Genomic DNA, 21,154 nt, shown 5'->3' with positions numbered 1-21,154 from the left:
GGAAGCGGACCATCCCTCACTTGGCCGCCCTCACGACATTTTTAATGTAGTCCCGCATAGTCGTCGGGCCCCGTTCGGGATCCTCCGGTTTCTCGGCCTCGCCATCCACAACCGTTCTCGTCATACAGGCATAGGACTGTGCTGCCGCCTCCGAGAAGCCAAACTGTATGAAGGTCTCCTCCCACGCTTCGCGGGGGATCGCCGCGACTTCAACTGTCATTTCGAGCGCTTCGGAGAAGGCGTCGGCCACGTCGCGCGGCGTGTAGTGCTCCGGTCCTTCGACGTATCGCAGGTCCGTGTCGCTCGCAGGCTCCAGCAGGCGGCGCGCGGCGGCCTCGCCCAAGTCCTCAGGCGCGACCATTGGAAGGGCCATGTCGGCCGGAAAGAAGCTTGGCAGCTTGCCACTACCGCGAACCACATCGAGCATTCCGCCCCAGTTGCTCATGTAGTACGCTCCGCGATTAATCGCGGTGGGGATAGATTGCGCATTCAGCCTCCGTTCAAATTCGTGCAGCACGGTAAGGTCACCGCACCGCTTGCCAGGACGTGCACCATAGGTCGATACTGCGACCACCTTCTCCAGACCAGAACCGTCGAGGGCTTCTACGATTGCCGCGACATTTGCGCGTTCTTCGGCGTCGGTGTCGCCGGCGGGGGCCGCCGGTGGATTCAGCAGGAACGCGCACGTGCCAGCGCGGAACACCTCTCGCAGTCCAGCGACGTCACGAATGTCGGCGACAGCAATGCAGGCACCTGCCGCCTTCAGGTCTGAGCCGTGATCGGCATCGCGCGTGATGATCGTGACCGGTTCACCGCGCTTAAGCAGGGCGTTCGCTGTTGCCGAGCCGACCTGGCCTGTCCCCCCGAGGATGATATGCATCTGTCTCTCCTTCGGTCCGAATGAGGAAGCGCAGAGAGTATAGCGAGGAAATGCGTCAGAACCCGTTAGTGTGCCGAGCCGACTGTGGCGAATTGGGCTTTTCGAGCAGACGGGCCGGCAGGTTCATTTCGGCGTGAGGCCTGCCGCCGGAGGCCATCGACCAGCCGCTAATGATGGGTGTCAGCGAACGCTCTGGGCTGGCGGCCGCCCGCCTCGGCTCCACAATATAAAGCTGTGACTTCGTCGGCACTCACTGGTCTGCTGAATAGATATCCCTGAAGTTCGTCGCAGCCTGACAGCCGCACTACGGTTGCCTGCCGTTCCGTCTCGATGCCCTCGGCCGTCACCGGGATTTGCAGCGCATTGGCAAGAGCGACGGTTGCCTGCAGCACCGCGCCGGCATTCTGATCTACTTCCAGCGCTGCCACCAGAGAGCGATCCACTTTCATACGGTCGAACCCGAAGCGCCTGAGCGATCCGATGCTCGCGTATCCGGAGCCAAAATCGTCCAACGCGACTTTAACCCCGATTTTCTTCAAGCCGTCAATCGCGCGGCGCGCCTGTTCCGGATTGGAAATCAGAACACTTTCCGTCACCTCGACGATCAAACGCCGAGGATCAAAATCCGCAGCTTTGGTCGCCTCCTCCACCTGCTCGACGAAGCGCGGGTTCTTAAGCTGCAGCGGCGAAATATTGACCCCTAGACTGAGCGACGGCCATGCCGCGGCGGCGTTCAGCGAAGTCCTCAGAACCTGCATGCCCAGCAAATCGATCATGCCCGCGCGCTCTGCGAGCGGGATGAATATATCAGGGGGGATCGCAACTCCATCCTCCTTTCGCCAGCGTGCCAGAGCTTCCACGCCGGTGACCGCGCCCGAGCGGGCATCGATCAGCGGCTGGAACATAACCGATATACCGCCCGTCAACAGCGTGGCGCGCAGCTCGTTTTCCAGCTCAGCCTGTTGCAAAGCGTCAACGTCGAAGCTGTCGTCGAATTCAATGGTGATGCCGCGGCCGAGGTCCTTGGCCCGGTAGAGGGCGATGTCGGCGCGCCGCATGAGTTCGCTGGTCTGCACGACGCCGTGCTCGGATACCGCGACGCCAATACTGCAACCGATCTCGATTGACCGTCCGTCAATCTCGAACAGGCTCGCGAGGGCATCTTGAAGCCGCCCACCGAAGCTCGGGACAAGCTCTGCATCGGGTTCGTCGACCGTCACTACGGCGAATTCGTCGCCGCCCAGGCGAGCAGCAAACGCGTCATTCGGCAAGGCGTCGCGCAGGCGGTGGGCAACGGCGACAATGAGGGCGTCTCCGACCGCGTGCCCCCAGGCATCATTAACCGCCTTGAAGCCGTCCAGATCGATGAAATGAAGCTTCACCTGCTTACCGCTGTGTCGTGCCCGCTCGGAGGCGGCAGCCACGTTCTCGAGCAGTCCGCCGCGGTTCAACAGGCCCGTCAGAGGATCATGCAGTGCACGATGGCGCGATGCGTGTTCGCTGTTTCGCAGATTGCGAATGGTTATGCCACCGGCGACCCCAATGGAGCAAAGGAACAGGATCAGGATGACGCCTGCCGCTTGCAGATCGCCATCGACCCGCTCGTAGCTTTTTGTTCCCGGCGCCATCGATGGCCAGGTGAAGAAGGCGACATCCTTGGACGACACACCTTTCAGCGCGACCTCCAAGCGTTCCGCAGCAGGCTTCGAGTCGAGATCTAGTCCGGCGATCGCAAAACTGTCGGACACCTCGGCCACAACGGCCGTGGTAATCAGCTTTGCAAAGACGAGCACGTAGAAATCTTGGGAGTCCAGCGACTCGTCACTTTCGAACGGCTGGATGGCGGCCGCCCCGATGAGCTCAGTTCCCGCGGCGGAGCGCGCGAAATGTACAGGAACTTCGTCGGACATCCTCACGCGTCTCGCCGCGTCGATCAGCGCTTGGAAGTCTTCAAAGAATTCGTTCGGCGTGACGTCCATCGGAACGCCCTTGCGGTACGCGACAACCGGAAGATTTCGGCTGTCGACAACGATGGCCGTGTCGTAAAGAGGGTAGTCGGCAGAGGTCGACGCCCAGTTTTCAATAATCCAGTCGACGCGCGTGTCGGCGTTCACCTCGGCATAGGCATCGTCCCAGTACGCGTTGTCGCGCAAGGTCGCCGCCATTTGCTTGCGAAGTGCCTGCACCGCGCCCGACGTTGCTTGCAGGGCTCTCTGGTCATCGATGTCATCTGCGGTCGTCGTGAGGGTAGTGATCGAGCCCGCAACCAATCCGGCGAGCGCGGCTGCGACCAAGATGAAAACGGCGGCGATGAGCAGAACCAATAACTGGGTGCGGCGGCTTTCTGAACCTGTATTTCTATGCATGGATGACACCTGCGCGGATGGCTGTATTAAATTCCTCGGCCACTCGAACCGAGGACGCAGGAGGCATCATGCCCGCGGCGCGCTGCCATAGGAGGGTATATGCAGCTAGCCTAATGGGTCCTTAATATCCTGCGACTTTGTGCAGGCGTCGCAGTCCAGCTTGCGGGCGCGATAGCAAGATCTGTAACGCAACCATGCGGAGAAAGTCACAAGAAATGCAGCAGAACCGCATAGGACGCGTCCCCCTGCTGCAGTCGCCCAAAATCCCACTTGGGCGCAGGCTCCGGATATTACGCGGGTCACCACACCTCGACATAGCCTGGGTCGAAATAAATCTCCGTCACGCGGAACCGCCCTTCGATGCGCTTGCATTGGACAATTATGTCGACCGCGACCTTCAGGAGCTTACGAATATCATCGCGGTCGAGGTTCCTGCCACCCTCTGATTCCTTCACGAGCAACGTTAGTTGCTCGAACGCCAGCGCTGCGGAATCGGAGTGCACCGTCGTGATCGATCCTGGATGCCCCGAATTGACGTTGCGAATGTAATAGAATGCCGTCTCATCACGCAGTTCCTGAAGCAGGACTCGATCCGGTCGCATGCGCAGGCAGGACTCGAGGAGCTCCTTCGCGCCGATGTTGGCAAGCCCCTGTCCTCCTTTAGAATAGAACAACCGCACATGGTTCGGCTGCGGGATAATGAGTTCCGCCGTATCCTCGATAGAGATGATCCGCTCATGGATCGGAATATAGCGCATGAGCGCCTTGGAGAGTGTCGTCTTACCCGACCCCGTCGCTCCCGAAATTATGATGTTCTTTCGCGCCACCACCGCCTCGCGCAGGAACTCAGCATGAGCGCCATTCCGGTGCAGATCGATAAGTCTACGGTCCGCGGCGCTGATCCCGTCGCTGGCGGGCGTCACGTTAGCAAACAGCCCGTCCTCCTCCAGGTCCTCGAGGCTCAGTGTCACTGACGAGGGTTTCCGAATTGTGATGCTGACCGTGCCCTTGCTTGTCGCAGGTGGAACGACGATCTGGATCCTTTCGTCGCCGGGCAGGGTCGCCGACAGGATCGGTCGCGTTTCATCGATGGACTGCTGGGAGAAACTGGCCACGGCCCGGGCAAGGCGCATCAGTTTTTCGAAGCTAAGCTCCGGCAGATCATGGGTCCGCCACCCACCGGGGCCTTCCGTTAGCACCTGCCCAGGCCGGTTCACGATCACCTCGTAGAGGGACTTGTCGTTCAAGAACGGGGAAAACGGGGCGAGCAGTTCGCGGACGACCGCTGCGTCAGGACCCTCGGTCGTCATGCCTTTACCCTACTTAGTCACCAATGGCGACTGTGGACGGAAGTCTCCCAACATGGCGCGATCGAGAATGCGGCTCTTCGGCTCGGTCATGTGAAGCGTGTAGACACCGGAAAAGTCGAGATCGCGGGCCACGAAAATCGAGACGAGTTCGCCCTGATGCTTCAGGAGCGTCGGCGGGATGTTGATTGACTGTTCTACAGCGATTGCTGCTGCCTGGTGGCCAGCGCTCGTCGTGCCCTGCGCGTCGACGTCGCTGTCTTGCAGGCGGCTGTTGGCATAGCTCGTGGCGTCACCGACGATGGAGAGGAGAAGCGCGCTTCCGAAACGCTCCCACCAGTGCGTATCGACATAGCCGTCGACGCCGGCGCGTCCGAGCGCATCGGTCGCGGGTGACGCCAGCGTGACGATGACCCCCTTGGGCGTTTTCGCGCGATTCCACAGGACGAAAAGCCGCTTTTGACCGCGCTGCAAACCGCCGCGGTATTCGCCAACGACCTGTGTGCCTTTTTCCATCAGCACAACACGGCCATTGTCGGAAAGAACGTCCCGGTTGATCACGCAGCTTGTGAAGCCCGGTTGATCCGACGCCATCGCCGTTTCCAACACGCAGGGTATCGAGGTGCCCATCGCGACAATGTAGTTCCGATTACCGAGTGTGCCGGCGCGCGAGCCCTCGAGCCGGGTCGGCCGAAGGAAACCGTTGAATCGTTGTTCGTCATTGCTGGCACTGTTCTGGCCCATCATGTTGCCATCAAGCGGCAGGAAATTGCTATCCGCCGAGGTAGCAGGATCTTCGTCACGGCGAGATGTCGTGTTCTTCTGCCCACCGCTATAGGCCATGACGGGTGCGCGGCGGGCGGAATCGAGCAGCGGATCTTCTTCCGGCACCTCCGCGCTGACGGCCGGTGTCGGCAGCTTGATCCCTGGCTCTGCCCGAACCGGTTCGACCTTTTCCTTGGCTGGTTCGAAGTTCGTTGTCTGCCGAATGACCACCCGCTCCGGGCTCGTGATGTCCGCCGGCGTTTTCTCGCCGCTCATGGACCAGAGCGCGAAGGCGACAAAGGCAACTACGGCCAGCGCCACCGCGCCCCGCTTCAGGAAGGGATTGCTGTCAATCCGCCTGGCCGTGAGGGTCTCGGCGCGCTCGCCGGGTATGCGGCTTTCGTCTTCTTGAGACATGGCCGCCTCCTATTGCACCCCGCCACCGTCGGTCCGCACGACGCGCTCGACCGACGGTGAAGTCGTGTTGGTGTCAGGGTTGATGCCGCCCCGGTCATAGGCCTCATTGAAGATGCAGAGCACATCCCCTCCCCTTCGCAGGATGAACTTTCGGCTGATCGCGTGTACGAGGACCAGGTTGCCGTCGACGGATTTCGGCACCAGGCTCTCACTGCCGTCCGAGTTCTCTATGTAGATGGCAGGCATCTCCTGATTGCCGACGAAGGCAAAGGTCGTGACCTTGCCATTGTCGTAGACCGATTGCGGCTCCAGCGCCTCGGCGCCTTGTGCGGAGTAACGCCAGTTCCGAGGCCCATAGGCTTCGTGAATCGCCAGCACATTGTCGGCTTCCTTCGCCTGCGCTGCGATCGCACGCGCTGCGGCCGCCTGGCGCCGACGCTCGGCCTCGTCGGCCGGATAGCGATACTTGACGTAGAAATAGGTGTTCTGGCCAGCTTCCACCGTTCCGTCACGCACCGTCAGCTCCATCTGGTAGCTGCGTGTGGACCCGTCGCGCCGGGTGGTCACCACGGAGATGTTGGTGACCGGCTGGTTCTCGCGCGGCTTCAGGAAGAGGATGTTGCCGGCCGGCGCGACTTCCCAGGCGACGCTGTTGCCGAGCGCGACGTGTGCGATCTCCTCGTCGGCCGCGAACTCGACCTGCACCGACGACCGCAGAGAGCCGATAATCCGGGTGATGTTGTACGGCTGGTAGTCGACGAAGCGCACGCGACTGTCCTGCGAGGCCCCACGCGGGATTTCGAGGGCGAGCGCCGTGGATGGCGAGCCGGCGAGAAGCAGAGCGAAGATGGCTGCCATCCGCATCAGTTGATTGCCTCCGGATCGGCCCGGTATTCGCTAACGGCAAAACCAAGAGGGTTCACCAGCCGGTCGCTCGACGACATCGGCGTATTTACGTAAGCGAAGGTGAGCGTTGCGACCCAATGGGTCGTCCGAACCTCGTCCCCACGGGTTATCGTGCGCATGTAGCGCACGGACACGACATTCGGGTTAATCAGCGAGATCGAGGCGATGCTGATGCGGGCGGTGGCACTGCGCGCGAAAGTATTCTGCGGCGATTCCGGATTGCTGCCGCCATAATAGGCGGCGAACCGAGCTTGCTCTGCTTGAGTGGACAAGAGCGCAACGGTGCGGAAATTTTCTTCCGCCTCGCTCCAGACATAGCCTTCGCGAGCGCGCACATATTTTGCGGCGAAGTATTTGGTGACGGCCTCATCATAGGTTCCCGCCGTCGATGTCAGCGCCGAGACGACGTCAACAATGCCGGTCGAATTGTCTACCCGCACGACAAACGGCTCGACCGTTTTGAGCGGCGTGAGGCCGGCGACCGCGAAAATGGATGCGCCGGCAAGGACGCCTGCCACGATGGCGATCGACCAGGCAATGCGCACCGAGCGTTCGACCTGGGTCATCCGGTCCTGATCGAAGCGTCGCGCCTTTTCGAAGTAAGTCTTCAGTTCGTCGCTCGAGACCATCGCCCTACGCCTCGCAAGGACGATAGGATGCGCCGACGTCGAAATGGGCGAAGGCCAGTGGCTCCCTCCCGGCGTCGACATAGGCCGTGGCCACCCGCGACGAGGTTGCCGGGCGCGCATCGGAGTGCTCGTGTTTGAGTTCGCTGTTGTCCTCCCACTGCCACATGGCGCGATTGAGAGGCCGGCGGGAATAGCCGTCACATTTCGGGAGCGAATAGGTCATTGACGCGCAACCGCTTAAGATCGCTGCGATGCACAGCGGCAGGATTGGTCTGATCATTCCAGAATGGCCTTTTTCTTGTTCGTACGAACGCCGTCATGAACTGGCGCCTTTCGATCTGAATGTCCGCCCGGCCGCGCGAACCCCGCGCCCAGCTGCCCGGAAGCCGCGTGATGCAGCCCAGGCAAGCGTACTCTCATGGGCGTCTCGGGCCGCACCGTAGCCGTAGGTCAACGATGCGCCGCCGGAAGCCAGAGCAGAGGCAATGTTGGGAAGCTGGTAGAAGACGTAGAGCGCGGCAAGGCAGATGGCGCAAAGCGCGATCGGCCGCATCAGCACATCCTTATAGGCATCGATCGCTGAAAACGTCGTGTCGATTGAGGTGATCAGCAGCGAACCGATGGCGACGACGAGCACCTGGAGGATCACAAAATTCGCAAGCTGCCCGATCCAGGCCTCGGTGAAGCGACGCGTCGACTGGAACATGGCGAGCGCCACGAAAATCGGGCCGATGGCGAGCACGATGGCAAGCGCCAGCCTAGCATAAAGCGAGACGATGTAGCCGATGGCAGCGACAATGAAGCTCGCGCCGATCACGAGCATGCCGCTGGTGCCGCTGACGATGTCGATAGGCCAGGAGGCATCCGCCCAGATCTCTTTGGCGCACTGTTGCCCCTTATCAAGGAGGCTGTCGAAGGTCGAGGCGCTCGGCGCCGCGCCGGTGTTCAGCGCCTGCGAGATCTCGCGCGGGAACACATCGAAGAAGACGTTGGTGACATAGGTCTGATATTCGCTGGCGTTCTTCACCAGCATCACAATGACGGCGAGCTTGATTGCACGGAAGGCGAAATCGAGGATCGGCTCCTGGACGGAACCGCGGAGAACGAGATAGCCGTAGAGCACTACATAAAGGGTGACCGCCGCCGTCAGCGGGCCGGTGACCCAGCTCGCGACGTTCGAGGTTCCCGAGGCAATGAAGTTCTCGAGCGGTGCTTTGAACTGCCCGTCGACAAAGGCGAAGACTTGATACACGGTTTTGCCTCGAGCGCTTCTTACAATCGTTCAAGACGGGTCCTGAAATCTGCGGCCGCAGCGTTTTGGCAATTCGAAGTGTTGCCTAACTCACCCGGATTGCGGCGGCATTTGTCGATCACGTCGGCAAGCAGCGCTTTGTCGGCCAGCAGTTCATCGACGGTATAGACGCGCTCGGCTTCCTGCGAGCAAGCGGCCAGAACGACGGGAAAAACAGAAAGAAACCGCAGCCTCATTGCAGTGCGGCTCCCATGGCGTCCATGCGCCGTCGCCAGTCCTCGGCCTTGCGTTGCTCGTCGACCTGGGCCTGCGCTTGCTGCACCATGCGAAGACCCTCCATGCGCAGCAGATCCGTCTGGAGGAAAGCTGTTTCCGCCTGAAGCCTGGCCTGAAGGTCGGCGATGTCCTTGGCGTCGCTTGCCGTGGAAATCTTTTCGCGCAATTGGTCAATGCCATCTATGCGCTTGGTCGCCGCATCGTAGATCTGCTGTCCAAGACTCATCTGCCCGGCATTCTTGTTTTGGGCGCGGGAAAGCTCCTGCGCATAGAAATCGTTGGCATTGGTCCGATAGGTCGAATTGCCCTCCAGGAACTTCGAGGCGGAGTCGCCGAAGACGCCACTGCCGTCACCCTTGAATAACCCCTCGATCGCATTGAACTCTGCTGGCAGCGCCTTGCGGATGGCAGGATCGTTCAGGATGCTTGCGACATCCGCCATATCGGTGAGCTTGTTGAGCGAGCCGTAGAGCTGCTGCGCCTGTTCGATCTGCTGATTGAGCGCGTCGAGCTGTGACTTGAGCTCAGCGATGGCCTCGATGTGCTTGGCGATCGCTGTCTGGTCGATCACCGGGATTCCCTGCCCTGCTGCAGTGCCGGTGGAAAGCATGAGCGCCGCCGCAAGCGCCGCTCCCTGAAGTCGATAGGAAGCCATTAGAGCGCACTCCTTCTTCTTTGCTGGAAAACGGGGAGCCAGTCCTTGGCAGCGTCGCCGACCTCCGCGCGGATCGCATCTGCGAGTTCGACATTCGCCGTCCTGCCGGAGAGGATGGCGAGTTCATCATCGAAACCGCTGAGATTCAGCTCGGCGACGACGCTGTTGTGCCCCTGCTTCAATATGAACTTCCGACTCTCGACGGAAAGCTCGCGCGCTATCAGCTCGTATTCGCGCTCCGTGAGCTTGAAGCCGTCGACATAGTCGCCGCGGTCGCCGCGGGAATTCGGCAGGAAGATCTGTGTCGGGCATTGCTCGATGATGGTGTGGGCGATCGGCGAGACGATCGCATCGCGCGGGCTCTGCGTGGCAAACAGCATCAGGCCATTCTGCTTGCGGATCGTCTTGAGCTTGTTCTGCGCGAGATCGCGAAAGCCTTCGTCCTGGAGCGCTTTCCAGAACTCGTCGATGACGATGATGATGCGCCTGCCGTCGATCAGCTGTTCGACTCTATGGAACAGATAGGCCATGAGCGGCGTGCAAATTTCCTCGTTGTCGAGGAAGTCCGTCATATCATAGCCGACGAACGTGCCGCCGACGCCGAATTCACCAAAGCCGATGTCCTCGATGAGGTTGTCGAAGACCCAGCCGAGCGGCCCTCCGCTCTCCCACCGCCGCAGCCGCGCGGCAATGCCTTCCGGATCGGTGTTATTGAGGAAAGTCCTGAGCGCGCCGATGGTTCGGCGCTCCACCGGAAGATCGGCGAGACCATCAATGGCGGACGCGATATCGCGGAGTTCGGTCACAGTCAGTTCCCGAGACGACGAGCCGACGAGCTTGCCGATCCAGCGCGTCAGGAAAACCTTGTTCTCCGGCGTGAGTTTGAGGGCCTTCAAGGGGGCGCAGCCGGTCGGGATGCCGTTCTTGAGGGGCAGATAGGTGCCGCCGGCGGCGCGCACGTAGAGATCCGCGCCCCTGTCCTTGTCGAAGAACACCACGTGCGCCTCATGCTTTTCGAGCTGTGACAGCATGAAGTTGAGCAGTACCGTCTTGCCGGCGCCCGACGGTCCGCAGACGAAGGTGTTGCCGAGATCGCCATGATGGAAATTGAAGTAGTAGGGCGAGCCGGACGCGGTTTTGAGCAGAGCGACAGCGGGGCCCCATTCATTGCCGTCTTTCTGGCCGCTGGGATAGGAATGGAAGGGCGACAAGGCTGCGAAATTCCGCGACGTGATCGCGCCGGAGCGGGCGCGATAGCGGAAGTTGCCGGGCAACTGTGCCCACCACGCAGCCTCAAGCCCGAGATCCTCGCGCGCGACGACGGCGCCGCCGCTCGTCAGGCTGGCGCGTGCCTTGGCGAGACTGTCGGTCAGTTCCTTCACGGATGGGGCAAATACGCAAAGCGAGAGGTGATGCTCGCCGACTACGAACCGGTTGGACTCCAGATCATCCATGGCCTCGTCGAGCTCCTCGATCTGCGAGGCCGCCTTGTCGCCGCTGCTGACCATCTGGTTCTGCTTGCGGCCCACAATGACGCGTGCGTCGGCTTTCGAGAGGAAAGAGAAGGATTGCGACAGGATGAACTCGAATGGACTCGTGAGCACGTTGTCGAGCATGCCCGTCCTGGTACGGGCCGGATATTCCTTGAAGCTCAGCATGCCGGCGTAGCGGCTCGTCGCCTCGTGCCGGATCTCGATCGTCTCCCGGCCGACAATGACGCGATCCGAATAGATCGCCGAGGCGATGCGCCCCTCTGTCAGCGGGATCGGCTCCCGCCGGCCGCCGACGAGTTGATGCAGCACTTCGCTCGGCTCCGAGAACAGGAGGCCATCGTGCTCGTAGAGCGACAGTACGCGCGGCTCGAAGCGTTTCAAAGCGGCGGTGACGTCGATGACCTTATCCCGAAGTTGCTTGAGGGACTCCTCGTCCAGCTCGGCACCCGCCTGACGCGCCCGTCGCAACCGCGACAAGAGCCTCGCCGCCTTTTCAGCCGGATCGCGGGCCGGGGACCAAAGAAGCGCCAGATAAAGGTCGTTCCGAAACAGGTCCTCGCCCACCATGCGCTCGCGGTACTTGTCATTGAGCGCGGCCGCAAACGCGGTCGTGAAGGTTCCCTCGGGATAGTCGCTGTCCCTGCGGCGGATGAGATGAGTCCACAGGGCGAGCCGCTCGTCGGCGATGTTCCGGTAGAGCGTGTTGAGGTCGCGATGGAGAGCGTTCAGATCGAGAACGTCGGCGGTCTCGAAGGAGACGCCCTCAAGCGCGATCATCACCATCAGTGCGCGGGAATCGAGCGCAATTGTCGACTCGTCGACATGGCGGACATAGGGGATGAAGGTCTCCGGATTGAGCTCGCGGGAGCTCAGGGTTGCACGCTCAAGCAAATCCAAGGTCCCTTTCGTCAAAGCGTCGCGTGAGCCTCAGCGGCGAAAGCGTCGCCCCACACCAATAGAAGGTGTTGCGTGACCGACCGCGTGTTTCCACCCAGGCAAGCAGGATGCGGAACATGTTATGGTCGTGCTTCACGAGCGCGCGAAAGACGAGATGGAAAACGACTCCGACAGCCAAGTAGGCGATCGATCCGGCGACGATGTAGAGGATCGTCGTGAGCATGATGTTTAGCCCCATCGCTTCCATCGTCACGCCGGCGATCATCGCCGGCCGGGTGCAGGCAATGAACAGCGTGTCTTCCTCGACCGTTGGCCGTGCGGTCGGCATGCGTTCAGCTCCCGACAATGGTGTTCACAAGTTCGGTGGCGCCGAAGATGCCGCCGATGCCGATGATCCAGAACCCTGCTCGGCGGAGGTCCATGTACCCGAACATCCAGGCGATGCAGATCACGATAACGGCGATGACGGCCAACAACTTGGCGATGTTGCCGGTCAGCATGTCGACAATGTTCTGCAGCACGGTTTCGATGCCGGCGGCCTGTGCGAAAGCCGGTTCGACCAGGATGGCCACAGTGGCGGCGGCCATGAGCGTTGACGCTGCGATCGGACGAATTCTGATGGTGGAAATCATTCGCTATGCTCCACTTGATTGTTCTGAAACACGAGGACGGAAGAGCGCCTTCGGGAACTGAAGACGTCCCAGGAAGGAACGAGGGCCGGCGGGTTCCTGATCAGATCTTCATTGGTGCCGGCGACAAGATCTCCAGCGGCAGTGTCAACCGGTAAGGTCCCCTCCCGGTGGTCGCTGATCGTCAGCTGCGCCATTACAGGAGCGAGCTTCTTCATCTCGCGGCGAACCTGCTCGTCGTAGTTGACGATCGCGCCGACGAATGGGTCCCCTCGCCCGTAATATGATTGCAGCATCGTCTGCTCGGCTTTTTGGGTATCGGCGCCCGCCTTGATCGCATTCTGGTAGTAGCCATCGAGCAGGGTGGCGGTGGCTCGGAGATTAAGGCACGGATCGAGGGCGTCGGAGATCGAGAGCTTCAGCCTCGACAGTTCTTCTATCGCTAGCCCGCCGAGGCCGAGCTGAATGTCCTGCCGTTCTGCGGCGAGTGTCGACGCGACCTCGATTGCCTCAGCCTTCGTTGCCGGCTGCTTGGCGAGCGGGGCTCCGCTGTTGATGCGAATGTTGTGGGGGGAGAAGCGGCTTTCGAGGCTCACCACACCGGCAAGCATCTCGGCCGCAACAAGGGGTGCGCAGGTCTGCGCGAGATCTACGAAGTCAACGGGCATGCTAGTACCACACCCGTTGGCGTCCGACCCCGTCGATCGTGACGTCAACATAGTGGGGCTGCGGCCGGACATTCGGCCGCGTCGTCACATAGCGTTGGCAAACGACGCGGCCTCCGCTTCGCCGCCATTGCGGCGAGGTGCTGCCTCCACGATTTTCGGAATAGCATTCATCGTTTGAGACAGTCTGCGGTGTCGTCGAAATGCAGCTCGCTTCGAGCCCGCGATCGCCATAGCGTTTCGTCAGGCGATAGCCGCTGTTACAGGAATACGGCTCGTATCCCGGCCGCGAGGCCTGGAAGCCGGCGCCACTGCAGCTCGGGAAAGAACGGCCTTTTGCAAGCTCGCGCCAGAGCTTTTGGATCGGAGGTCGGCACTCGGCATATTGTGTGGGGCCACCCGCACTGGAAAGGCATAGGATAACCTGGCATCCCCACTCGCCAGCCCGCGCATCACTTCCTGAAATAAGGTAGAATGAAGGGGTGACGCCAAACGCAGCCAATGCGACCCCGATCAGAAGGTTTTTCATGGAATGAGCCTCCGCAGACGCGACGCCAATTCAGTTCCTATTTCCACTCGAGCCGCGAACTCGATATACCGACTTATACAATGCAGTTAAACAAATGACAAGAGCACTCAATCTCCAGTGGCACAGCCTCGCCTTCTCCGGCTTCATCTTTCACGAGATCGTCGACAATCCCCTGGAAGGTGAAACGCCTCAGTCGCGCCTTAAGCAGATCGGCATGATGAGCGTGCTGTACATCATGCATCAGGGACATCAGCAGCTAACGCTTTCAAATATAGTCGAAATCACCGGCCTGACGCGCACGGGAGTGAAGGAAACGATAGATCCTTTGGTGAAACGCGGGCTGTTGACGGAAAAGTTCGTGAAGAACTCGATGGGGCGTGGCAAGGCCCGGCAGTTCGAAATCGCACCGCAGATACTCGAGAAGATCCAAAGCTTTCAGCGCGACCACATGCGCGAATCCTAGGCAATAAATCGCAGCAAACAAGGTACTTTGCGCTGAGTCGGCGGGTCGCGACGTGGGTTTGTGCAGGTGAACCGCGAATAAGCCGAGAGCCCGGCGCTCTTGAAGAGAGCTCGGTCGGCCCGCGAAGAAAGTTCAACCTTTCGCGGCGGCGGGAAATCGATTAGGGTGTCGCTCGGTCGACATGAACAGAGCTTGTGCTTCCGGGCGACGCGATCCGATCTTCGCTGCGAGACCGTCCGGCCACAGTACTCTCAGCCGGACTCTCAAAGGAGAGCCGACATGTCGAAGCTATCGAACCAGATTTCGGATCCCTCGAGCGAGGTGGATGCCGAGAACGACGTCGCTGTGGCGACGGCTGTGCAGCGTGCCATGGAGTTTTACGGGTGCGACGCTGTTACCGCTGCCGCGCATCGCGGGATTGAGGCCTGGGTTCTTAAGCGCGAAGGCGAATTCACTTTCTGGCTGCATATCTTTCATTCGCTGAAAGCCCATGGGGATCACAGCGACGAGATCTCCCAGCCGGGATGAGAGCCGCATCCGGCTCAAGCCGCGATAGAGATAATCGCCGCAGGTCTTGTGCGCGGTGCTGCGAAGCTTGGCGCGTGTCTAGTGCGAAGATCCGACGCGAGTTGCCCTCGTCCAATCTGCCATTGCTGCAGCGGGGGCATGCCGAGCGGTGACAGTGCGTATCGAACTCTGGTGATTGATTTCGGGGCGTCGGATTACGTCATTTGGGCTAATCGCCCTAGGCGCCGGTCCGGCGTTCAGCTGGCGTCAGCCGCTTCGTACAAGGAGGAGGCGGTTAGAGGCCCGGCGATAACTGCGACTGGCCTTGCCTAGGCTGGCGGTAAAGAATGCCGGCCCGGAAACGGCGACTGGGAAGATGGGTGAGTCCGATAAGAAAAGCGTCGGCAACACAGAACGGGCGTCGGACCTCTTAGAAATTGCGGCACAGCTCGTCGCGCTAGCCGAGGAAATCAGCGGCGCTGGCGGAAAGGCCCCTCGAGCAGGCGTCCGCGTCGTCCGAGATGAATGATAAGACCGAAGCGAACTCCGAATAGCGGCGTCGTCCTCGCGTTGCCACCCTCACACCTGGCTACGGCCCGTGACCTCCATTCCGATCACCGGTCTTTACCTGAACGGAAAGGCCCCTTCTCTCGTATTGAAAGAAGGGGCCCGGCGTGTCTGAGCGTTCGAATTCACAGACACCGCTACCTATACGTGGATCGGCTATCGGGCAAGAGGTGGTGCCGCGGCGGCATATCGCGGCCGTGTTTGATGGCTGCCCCGCCCGTGCCACATGCTCCAGGTCGTCATCTTCGAGCAACGCTTGGGGGCCACCGGATCGATCCAAGCGTGTCGGCGAAGTCACCCATAAAACCGCAACCGGCCCGCACATTGACCGTCGAGCAGGTGGGCTAGTTGGCTATAGTCATCTTCGGGCCGTAGACATCACAGCGACTATCGTCACCTAATTGCATCGTTATCGCTGCAATAGTCGGCCCAGCCAATGGCCGCGCGTCTCAACGTTTCCTCCTCCCACTTCGCCGGCCAAATTTGTAGCAATCCGCTCAGTGCGCCCGCGACGCGTCCGACACAAGGCCGCCGTGTGTGTGGTGGGTTGCTTATCCGAAAGGAGCGGGTCCGGTCTATAAGGCCAAATGGCCCAGTTCGGCGCCGCTCCTATCTGCCGTTAAGCATTGGCTCCGCCGTCGATCGTCAGCGATGCCCCCGTGATGAACCTCCCCTGCGGCCCGGCAAGCCACGCGACGAAACCGGCAATGTCTTCGGGCTCACCGAAACTGCCGGTGGCGATACGCTCGCGTTGAGCTTCTGCATGGTCGCCATCGGCCGGGTTCATATCGGTGTTGGTCGAGCCCGGATGAACGACGTTGACGGTGATCCCCCGCGGCCCAAGGTCACGAGCGAGGCCCTTTGTCAGACCTATTAACGCTGCCTTGCTGGCGGCATAGAGGCTGATCCCCGGCCACGGAACCACTTCGGCCAGATTGCTGCCGATCGTGATTATGCTGCCGCCATCGCTGAGGTGCCTGGCCGCCGAACGAACGGCCACGAAAGGCGCACGGAAATTGACTGCCATGACCTCGTCGAAATCTGCGACCGTCGTCTCTTCCAGCGGAGCCGAGTGCCAGACACCCGCGCTGTTGACCACTATGTCCAGCCTGCCGAGGCTTTCGACTGTCTTGCCAACGGCCTCGTTGATGGCTTCGGCATCGCGATTGTCTGCATGGATGGCGAGCGCGCGTCCGCCCGCCTGCTCGATCTCCTCAACAACCGCCTTCGCCTGATCGGCATTTTTCACGTAAGTAAGCGCCACCGCCGCCCCCTCGAGGGCAAGCTTCTTGGCGATCGCCGCGCCAATGCCCCTGCTGCCGCCAGTGATGAAGGCGGCTTTTCCGGTCAGTGTGCCTGGTGTCATACGAAACTCCATTTTTGTAGTGAATGCTACATATTTTCTGCCCGCGCTTGCCAGCCCTTGTCAAGAGATATATTTATTGATCATTACAGAAAGGCAGTCCGATGCCCGAGAAAGGCCGTCCCCGAAGTTTCGATCGTGCCGATGCGCTCATGCGCGCCATGCAGGTATTCTGGGAAAAGGGATATGAGGGTGCCTCGCTGGCCGCTCTGACTGCCGCCATGGGGATTAACGCGCCGAGCCTTTATGCCGCTTTCGGTTGCAAGGAATCCCTCTACCTGGAGGCGATGGAGCTCTACTCCCAAACGGTCGGCACGGAGATTTGGGCAGCGCTGGAGACAGCCCCGAAGGCGCGGGAGGCGATCAGCCGCTTTCTCGACGCGACAGCCCGGGCCTACTCTCAGGCGGATACCCCGCATGGCTGCCTCATCGCGCTCGGAGGACTTCATCAGGCAGCGGTTCCCCAAGCGGTTTGCGACGCAGTGTCCCGTCACCGTGGGGAAAATATCGCAAAACTGCGCGACCGCTTGGAGGCTGCGATTGCGGCAGGCGAGTTGCCGGCCAATGTCAATACCGAGGCTGTCGCGACCTTTTATGCGACTGTCCAACATGGAATGTCGATCCTCGCGCGGGATGACGGCAGCTATGAATCGCTGAAACACGTCGCCGACGGCGCCATGGCGGCCTGGGACGTTCTGACGCGAGACGGAAAGCATTAAAGCGACTTCGAAGAAGTCGCCGAGCGAGCCAGGAGCGGGAGGCGGAAAGCCTTCGCAGTTCTCTCCCGCTTGAATATTCTGGAAAGTTCCGCCGCGGCTGCCTCGGCCTGAAAACATGTACTCGATCGCAAAATCGAGGTGCCGATCCGGGGCGTTTCCCGGCGAGTTCGTCTCCATCACCGGGCCTCGGGGCTCCACAAGCCCTCCCTCCTTTACCTGCTCGGACTGCTTAACCGGCCGACCAGCGGCACGCTCAGGATTGCCGGCCGCGATGCAAAGCGCATGAACGAACAAGAGCGCGCCGCCACCCGTCGTTCGAGGCTCGGCTTCGTCCCGACGCGAAGGCTCGGCCGGTTGACGAGAGCAGAGATGCGCCAACGGCATCGAGACGCGCGGATGACCGACGAATATTGTGCCTGGAGCGTGGCACGCGCTTTCCCGCCTTCTGCTCGGCTGTGATTTTTCGCGCCCGCGTACCGGAATCGCGGAATCAGACCTTCCCTTTGGCTGCCTTAGACCAGTAGGTTCATACTGTAGTTTCCTTCGGATCTACATTTTCCCCCGCATCCGACGAAGGCAACTGGATGCGCAACTTGCCCCGCCCGTGCGGGGTTTTTTTCTGTCCGCTTCGCGAGCTCACGCACATGGCCACTCGTCCGCACTGCCTAGCCGACCCGGCGAGTTGGGTCAGTCGTTGCTATGGTGCGTGTCGTTCCGGATGCACCACCGAACCAGGCAGCGACAGCGCCTATCACGAGTGAGAGGAATCCCAAAAGTGCTCCGCTGGAAACTGCAGTAGCGGCCGCGTCTGCGGCTTCGGTCGCCTGCTGCTTGGCGCGGTCCACCGTGGCTCTGTACGTTTCTTCATACTGCTGAACCTGTGTGCGTGCTTGGTCCACTGGAATATTTTGCGCCCTCGCGAGGGCGTCAGCAGCGCGATTTCTGGCTTCCTCTGCGCTGGCTTCGTCGGCGGTCACCAGTGCACGTACGGCAGCGACAGCAGCATCGCGAAGAGCGGCCGGATCGTTGCCGCCGGTCGCGCTTCTGACCTGCCGTTCGATATCGGCTATCGGATCGACGGCCGAGGCGACTGCGGGTGCCGCGGCAGTAGTTACTGTAGCGGCAGTCCTGCCGACGCCCCCGAGGATGCTACTCAGGCCACTGAAGGCGCCACCGACCAGCGCGCCCACCGAGGTCGTTAGCAGGTAAAGAACGACCAACGTCGTCACGGCCCAACTGGTCAGCCCGTGGTAGCTTCCAGTCGTTCTGCTTGGGCGGCCGGAAACTCTGCTCGCAACATATCCGCCGACGAAGGCCGCGATTATTCCCGAGACAACGAACCAGATACCTCCGGCGATCGAGAACGTACTCGGGTCTGGGTTGTCGGTCGCTGCCGGATCAACCACTGCGGCTCCTATGCCGACTCCCAAAAGGTTCAGCAAGAACTGTACCGCAAGCGCAAGTGCCACGCCGGCAAACACCGCTCCCCAAGAGATCTTGTTGACGGCGGCGTTCGCCGCAAGATCGGAGATGTCGGGATGAACGCCAACAGGTTCGCTCATCGTTTTATTCCTCCCGTATGCTCACACGGCTGCATCCCAACCAAGGGCCGGCGAAACTGTTCCAGGACAACCCACCATAGCGTGGAAGCCCTCAAAGGCTGGTCCAGCGAATGCCGGGTATAAGTCTCATCGCCTGCGAGGACGCAATGGCGATCTCAAACAACATCGCGTCATCCTCCTGCTCGCTGTTCCCTTTAGACGGCGCATGCCGCAGCGTCTCCGTCCGATAGCGTACACGGGCTCGCGCTCCTCCTGGATCGGGCGTATGATGCTTCATCATCGGCTCATTTCACGGGCACCGATGGCTGGAAGATCATCGCGCTTTCGCCCCAAATGGTGGAGACTGCGCCATGCACTCCGACATAAACTTCCGCGCCAATCCAATCAGTCCTTACGATCTCGACGTGATCGATTCGGTCTTTCAGGCTGAGTTACGCAAACGAAAGCTCTCCCGCTGCAGCGAAGAAGCAGAACGGCTCGCTGCGAGGCTGATCAGTCTCTATCAGGCAGGACTGCGGGACGCTCATGAGCTCATGGCCTCAGTGGCAGATGCTAAGACTACCGGCATCTCTAACAGCACTGCGGCTCACCAGGAAAAGTGAGGTTCACCCTGCTGAGAGGTCGAATATCTGCACCCCGTCTGCCCGCTCCCTGATGCCCTTGAGCGACGGACGCCGCAGCTTCCCGCCGTCGGTCCAGGTGCGATACTCGACGTCCGCGACCAGAACCGGCTCGGTGAAGATCGCGTTTTTCCGCCTGACGCTCACCCCCGGCGACTTTGTCACGATCCCTTCGAGCAGCTCGCCGTTTGACCGCCTCCTGACGACTCCAGCCCGTCCCGCAGTCGCCGACGTAGACCAGTTCGTTACCCTTCCTTGCCGCCAGCAGCGCCGAGCCGATCGCGCCAGGCACGACTGAAGGCTCGTAGCCGACGATCAAAAAGCTGTCGCGGCGGGTGCACGTTATCTTTTGCCACGAATCGCCCCTGCCGCTGCGGTAGGGCTTCTCACGATGCTTGGCGATGATGCCTTCGAGGCCATGCGCGCAAGCTATGCGGAGGAACTCCTCCCCGTTCGCCTCAACTTCCTCCGATAGGCGGATTGCGCCTTCGCAGCCGGCGACGAGCGGCTTCAGCAAGCGACGGCGATGGCGCAGCGGCAGCCCACGCAAGTCTCGGCCGTCGAGATAAAGGAGATCGAAGACGTAGAAGATGACGGCGCTCGCTTCATACGGTGAGGGCAGCCGCCCCAGGGCGCGCTGCAGCATGCCGAAATCGGATCTGCCCTTCTCGTCGAGCACGACGGCCTCGCCGTCGAGGATGGCCGTCTCCACGGCGAGCAGCCGGGCGCCGTCTGCTATCGTGGGAAAGCGTTCGGTCCAGTCGTAGCCGCCGCGCGTAATAACCCGCACCCGTCCCGGCTCGACATGGACCGCAAGCCGATAGCCGTCCAGCTTCACCTCGAAGACCCAATCCGATCCCTTTGGCGGCTCGTCGACGAGCAGCGCAAGGCACGGCTCAATGCGCGCCGGCATCGGATCAGGAGACGCGGCGCTCGGAGGTTTATTTGAGGGTGCTTTGACCATGCGCTTATAACGCACAGGGACCAAAAGCGCCGCATTGATACTCACGGCAATGAAGCCACGCCGATCCACCAACTTGAGGCAGGAAATCGTTGAGGGCGCGGCTCGCGCGAATTATCGGGTGCGATGCGCTTTTCGCAAAGCCCACCTTCAATGCAGTGCGTCAAGCCTTGATGAAGCGCGGCGTCCCTTTTTTTGCTCCTCCGCCTGGATTAAACCTGCCCTTGAGAGTACCTCCCTCACCCAGTTCCCCCGGAAGGCAAGCCAAGCCACGGATACTGACTGCAACCAAATCCCCTGGATTGATCTGAACCCCGCCAACATGACCGGCACCCGACGGACGTCGTGTAACCCTTGCTGCGCAGGGGCGACGTGCCCCGGCAATGCAGAGGGAGAGAAACCGTCGTCAACGCTTCCGCATCGAGCCTTGCGCCATGCAGGGCAACACCTTTTAATGCGTATATCTGCGCCCGTGGTGAATGCCCCGCACCCTAGGGCGCGGTGTCAGTGTTGTCTTCGTCGCGACTTTCTCGAACCAATCGGCAGACTCGGCCGCTTGCCGCGCCAGTTGGCCCCATCCGGCGGATGGGCGGAACCTTTTGCGGATTTACCACGTTGTCGCGGCACCCTTGGTCGACGAGCGTAGCCGCTCGGCCGGGAGAGATGTTCGAATACGCGAGGTGGAAGTTGTTGTGACAATCCGGTCGAAGTGGTCAGTTGTTGGCG

Annotated in this window: 22 protein-coding genes; 4 read left to right on the top strand and 18 right to left on the bottom strand. The window is 60.9% G+C overall.

Translation table 11 applies throughout. The features are described from left to right. Window positions 1-16: 16 nt before the first annotated feature. The 15 genes from AYK65_RS24785 to AYK65_RS24715 form a co-directional block, all read right to left on the bottom strand. Window positions 17-880, bottom strand: coding sequence for an NmrA family NAD(P)-binding protein (locus tag AYK65_RS24785; protein WP_081161602.1), 864 nt, complete (start codon window positions 878-880; stop codon window positions 17-19). A gap of 167 nt (window positions 881-1,047) precedes the next feature. Beyond that, the gene (locus AYK65_RS24780; protein WP_081161599.1) at window positions 1,048-3,246 is read right to left on the bottom strand and encodes a putative bifunctional diguanylate cyclase/phosphodiesterase; all 2,199 of its coding nucleotides are present in this window, start codon (window positions 3,244-3,246) and stop codon (window positions 1,048-1,050) included. A 299-nt stretch (window positions 3,247-3,545) separates the two neighbouring features. After that, window positions 3,546-4,556 (bottom strand): P-type DNA transfer ATPase VirB11, encoded by a 1,011-nt coding sequence (virB11, locus tag AYK65_RS24775; protein ID WP_081161596.1) that lies wholly within the window; start codon window positions 4,554-4,556, stop codon window positions 3,546-3,548. A 9-nt stretch (window positions 4,557-4,565) separates the two neighbouring features. Then, window positions 4,566-5,735 carry a type IV secretion system protein VirB10 gene (gene virB10 / locus AYK65_RS24770; protein WP_081161593.1) on the bottom strand — a complete coding sequence of 390 codons (1,170 nt, stop codon included), beginning with the start codon at window positions 5,733-5,735 and terminating at the stop codon, window positions 4,566-4,568. 9 nt (window positions 5,736-5,744) lie between these two features. Continuing rightward, on the bottom strand, window positions 5,745-6,599 hold the full coding sequence (gene virB9, locus AYK65_RS24765) for a P-type conjugative transfer protein VirB9 (protein WP_081161590.1): 855 nt from the start codon (window positions 6,597-6,599) through the stop codon (window positions 5,745-5,747). Continuing rightward, window positions 6,599-7,270: a VirB8 family type IV secretion system protein gene (locus tag AYK65_RS24760; RefSeq protein ID WP_026615172.1), complete on the bottom strand. Its 672-nt coding sequence runs from the start codon at window positions 7,268-7,270 to the stop codon at window positions 6,599-6,601. The genes virB9 and AYK65_RS24760 overlap by 1 nt, the downstream gene beginning before the upstream one ends. Window positions 7,271-7,274: 4 nt before the next feature. Next, a complete protein-coding gene (locus tag AYK65_RS24755; protein ID WP_081161589.1) occupies window positions 7,275-7,550 on the bottom strand; it encodes a hypothetical protein in 276 nt (91 codons plus the stop codon). Between the two features lie 36 nt (window positions 7,551-7,586). Then, the gene (locus tag AYK65_RS24750; protein WP_081161586.1) at window positions 7,587-8,522 is read right to left on the bottom strand and encodes a TrbL/VirB6 family protein; all 936 of its coding nucleotides are present in this window, start codon (window positions 8,520-8,522) and stop codon (window positions 7,587-7,589) included. Window positions 8,523-8,542: 20 nt separating this feature from the next. Beyond that, a complete protein-coding gene (locus tag AYK65_RS24745) occupies window positions 8,543-8,758 on the bottom strand; it encodes an EexN family lipoprotein (protein WP_081161583.1) in 216 nt (71 codons plus the stop codon). After that, window positions 8,755-9,453 carry a P-type DNA transfer protein VirB5 gene (gene virB5, locus AYK65_RS24740; protein WP_081161580.1) on the bottom strand — a complete coding sequence of 233 codons (699 nt, stop codon included), beginning with the start codon at window positions 9,451-9,453 and terminating at the stop codon, window positions 8,755-8,757. Before virB5 ends, AYK65_RS24745 begins: the two co-directional genes overlap by 4 nt. Further along, window positions 9,453-11,837 (bottom strand): VirB4 family type IV secretion/conjugal transfer ATPase, encoded by a 2,385-nt coding sequence (locus tag AYK65_RS24735; protein WP_081161667.1) that lies wholly within the window; start codon window positions 11,835-11,837, stop codon window positions 9,453-9,455. Before AYK65_RS24735 ends, virB5 begins: the two co-directional genes overlap by 1 nt. Next, complete coding sequence (locus AYK65_RS24730; RefSeq protein ID WP_081161577.1) at window positions 11,830-12,171, bottom strand: VirB3 family type IV secretion system protein; 342 nt, start codon at window positions 12,169-12,171, stop codon at window positions 11,830-11,832. Before AYK65_RS24730 ends, AYK65_RS24735 begins: the two co-directional genes overlap by 8 nt. Window positions 12,172-12,175: 4 nt before the next feature. Beyond that, window positions 12,176-12,475 (bottom strand): TrbC/VirB2 family protein, encoded by a 300-nt coding sequence (locus AYK65_RS24725; protein ID WP_026615179.1) that lies wholly within the window; start codon window positions 12,473-12,475, stop codon window positions 12,176-12,178. Further along, window positions 12,472-13,140, bottom strand: coding sequence for a lysozyme family protein (locus AYK65_RS24720; RefSeq protein WP_081161575.1), 669 nt, complete (start codon window positions 13,138-13,140; stop codon window positions 12,472-12,474). Before AYK65_RS24720 ends, AYK65_RS24725 begins: the two co-directional genes overlap by 4 nt. Window position 13,141: 1 nt before the next feature. Further along, window positions 13,142-13,666: a hypothetical protein gene (locus tag AYK65_RS24715; RefSeq protein ID WP_081161572.1), complete on the bottom strand. Its 525-nt coding sequence runs from the start codon at window positions 13,664-13,666 to the stop codon at window positions 13,142-13,144. 94 nt (window positions 13,667-13,760) lie between these two features. On the opposite strand from AYK65_RS24715, the gene AYK65_RS24710 reads away from it, so the two are divergent. Then, window positions 13,761-14,129, top strand: a complete 369-nt coding sequence (locus tag AYK65_RS24710; protein ID WP_026615182.1) for a helix-turn-helix domain-containing protein — start codon at window positions 13,761-13,763, stop codon at window positions 14,127-14,129. Window positions 14,130-14,408: 279 nt separating this feature from the next. Further along, a complete protein-coding gene (locus tag AYK65_RS24705; protein WP_046118703.1) occupies window positions 14,409-14,657 on the top strand; it encodes a hypothetical protein in 249 nt (82 codons plus the stop codon). Window positions 14,658-15,822: 1,165 nt separating this feature from the next. Here AYK65_RS24705 and AYK65_RS24700 read toward each other — a convergent pair. Beyond that, complete coding sequence (locus AYK65_RS24700) at window positions 15,823-16,569, bottom strand: SDR family NAD(P)-dependent oxidoreductase (RefSeq protein ID WP_081161665.1); 747 nt, start codon at window positions 16,567-16,569, stop codon at window positions 15,823-15,825. A gap of 101 nt (window positions 16,570-16,670) precedes the next feature. Between AYK65_RS24700 and AYK65_RS24695 the strand changes: the two genes are divergently transcribed. Beyond that, window positions 16,671-17,285, top strand: a complete 615-nt coding sequence (locus tag AYK65_RS24695; RefSeq protein ID WP_046118704.1) for a TetR/AcrR family transcriptional regulator — start codon at window positions 16,671-16,673, stop codon at window positions 17,283-17,285. Window positions 17,286-17,950: 665 nt separating this feature from the next. On the opposite strand, the gene AYK65_RS24685 is transcribed toward AYK65_RS24695, so the two are convergent. Next, entirely contained in the window at window positions 17,951-18,847 is an 897-nt protein-coding gene (locus tag AYK65_RS24685) for a hypothetical protein (RefSeq protein ID WP_046118705.1), read from the bottom strand. Between the two features lie 350 nt (window positions 18,848-19,197). On the opposite strand from AYK65_RS24685, the gene AYK65_RS24675 reads away from it, so the two are divergent. Beyond that, window positions 19,198-19,449, top strand: coding sequence for a hypothetical protein (locus tag AYK65_RS24675; RefSeq protein WP_026615187.1), 252 nt, complete (start codon window positions 19,198-19,200; stop codon window positions 19,447-19,449). Here AYK65_RS24675 and ligD read toward each other — a convergent pair. After that, on the bottom strand, window positions 19,418-20,380 hold the full coding sequence (gene ligD, locus AYK65_RS24670; RefSeq protein ID WP_476700518.1) for a non-homologous end-joining DNA ligase: 963 nt from the start codon (window positions 20,378-20,380) through the stop codon (window positions 19,418-19,420). The two genes, AYK65_RS24675 and ligD, sit on opposite strands and share 32 nt — an antisense overlap. Between the last annotated feature and the right edge of the window lie 774 nt (window positions 20,381-21,154).

Source organism: Ensifer aridi, from assembly GCF_002078505.1.
Classification (GTDB): Bacteria; Pseudomonadota; Alphaproteobacteria; order Rhizobiales; family Rhizobiaceae; genus Sinorhizobium; species Sinorhizobium aridi.
Note: the sequence above shows the minus strand (reverse complement) of the source record. Positions and strands in the feature narration are given on the sequence as shown.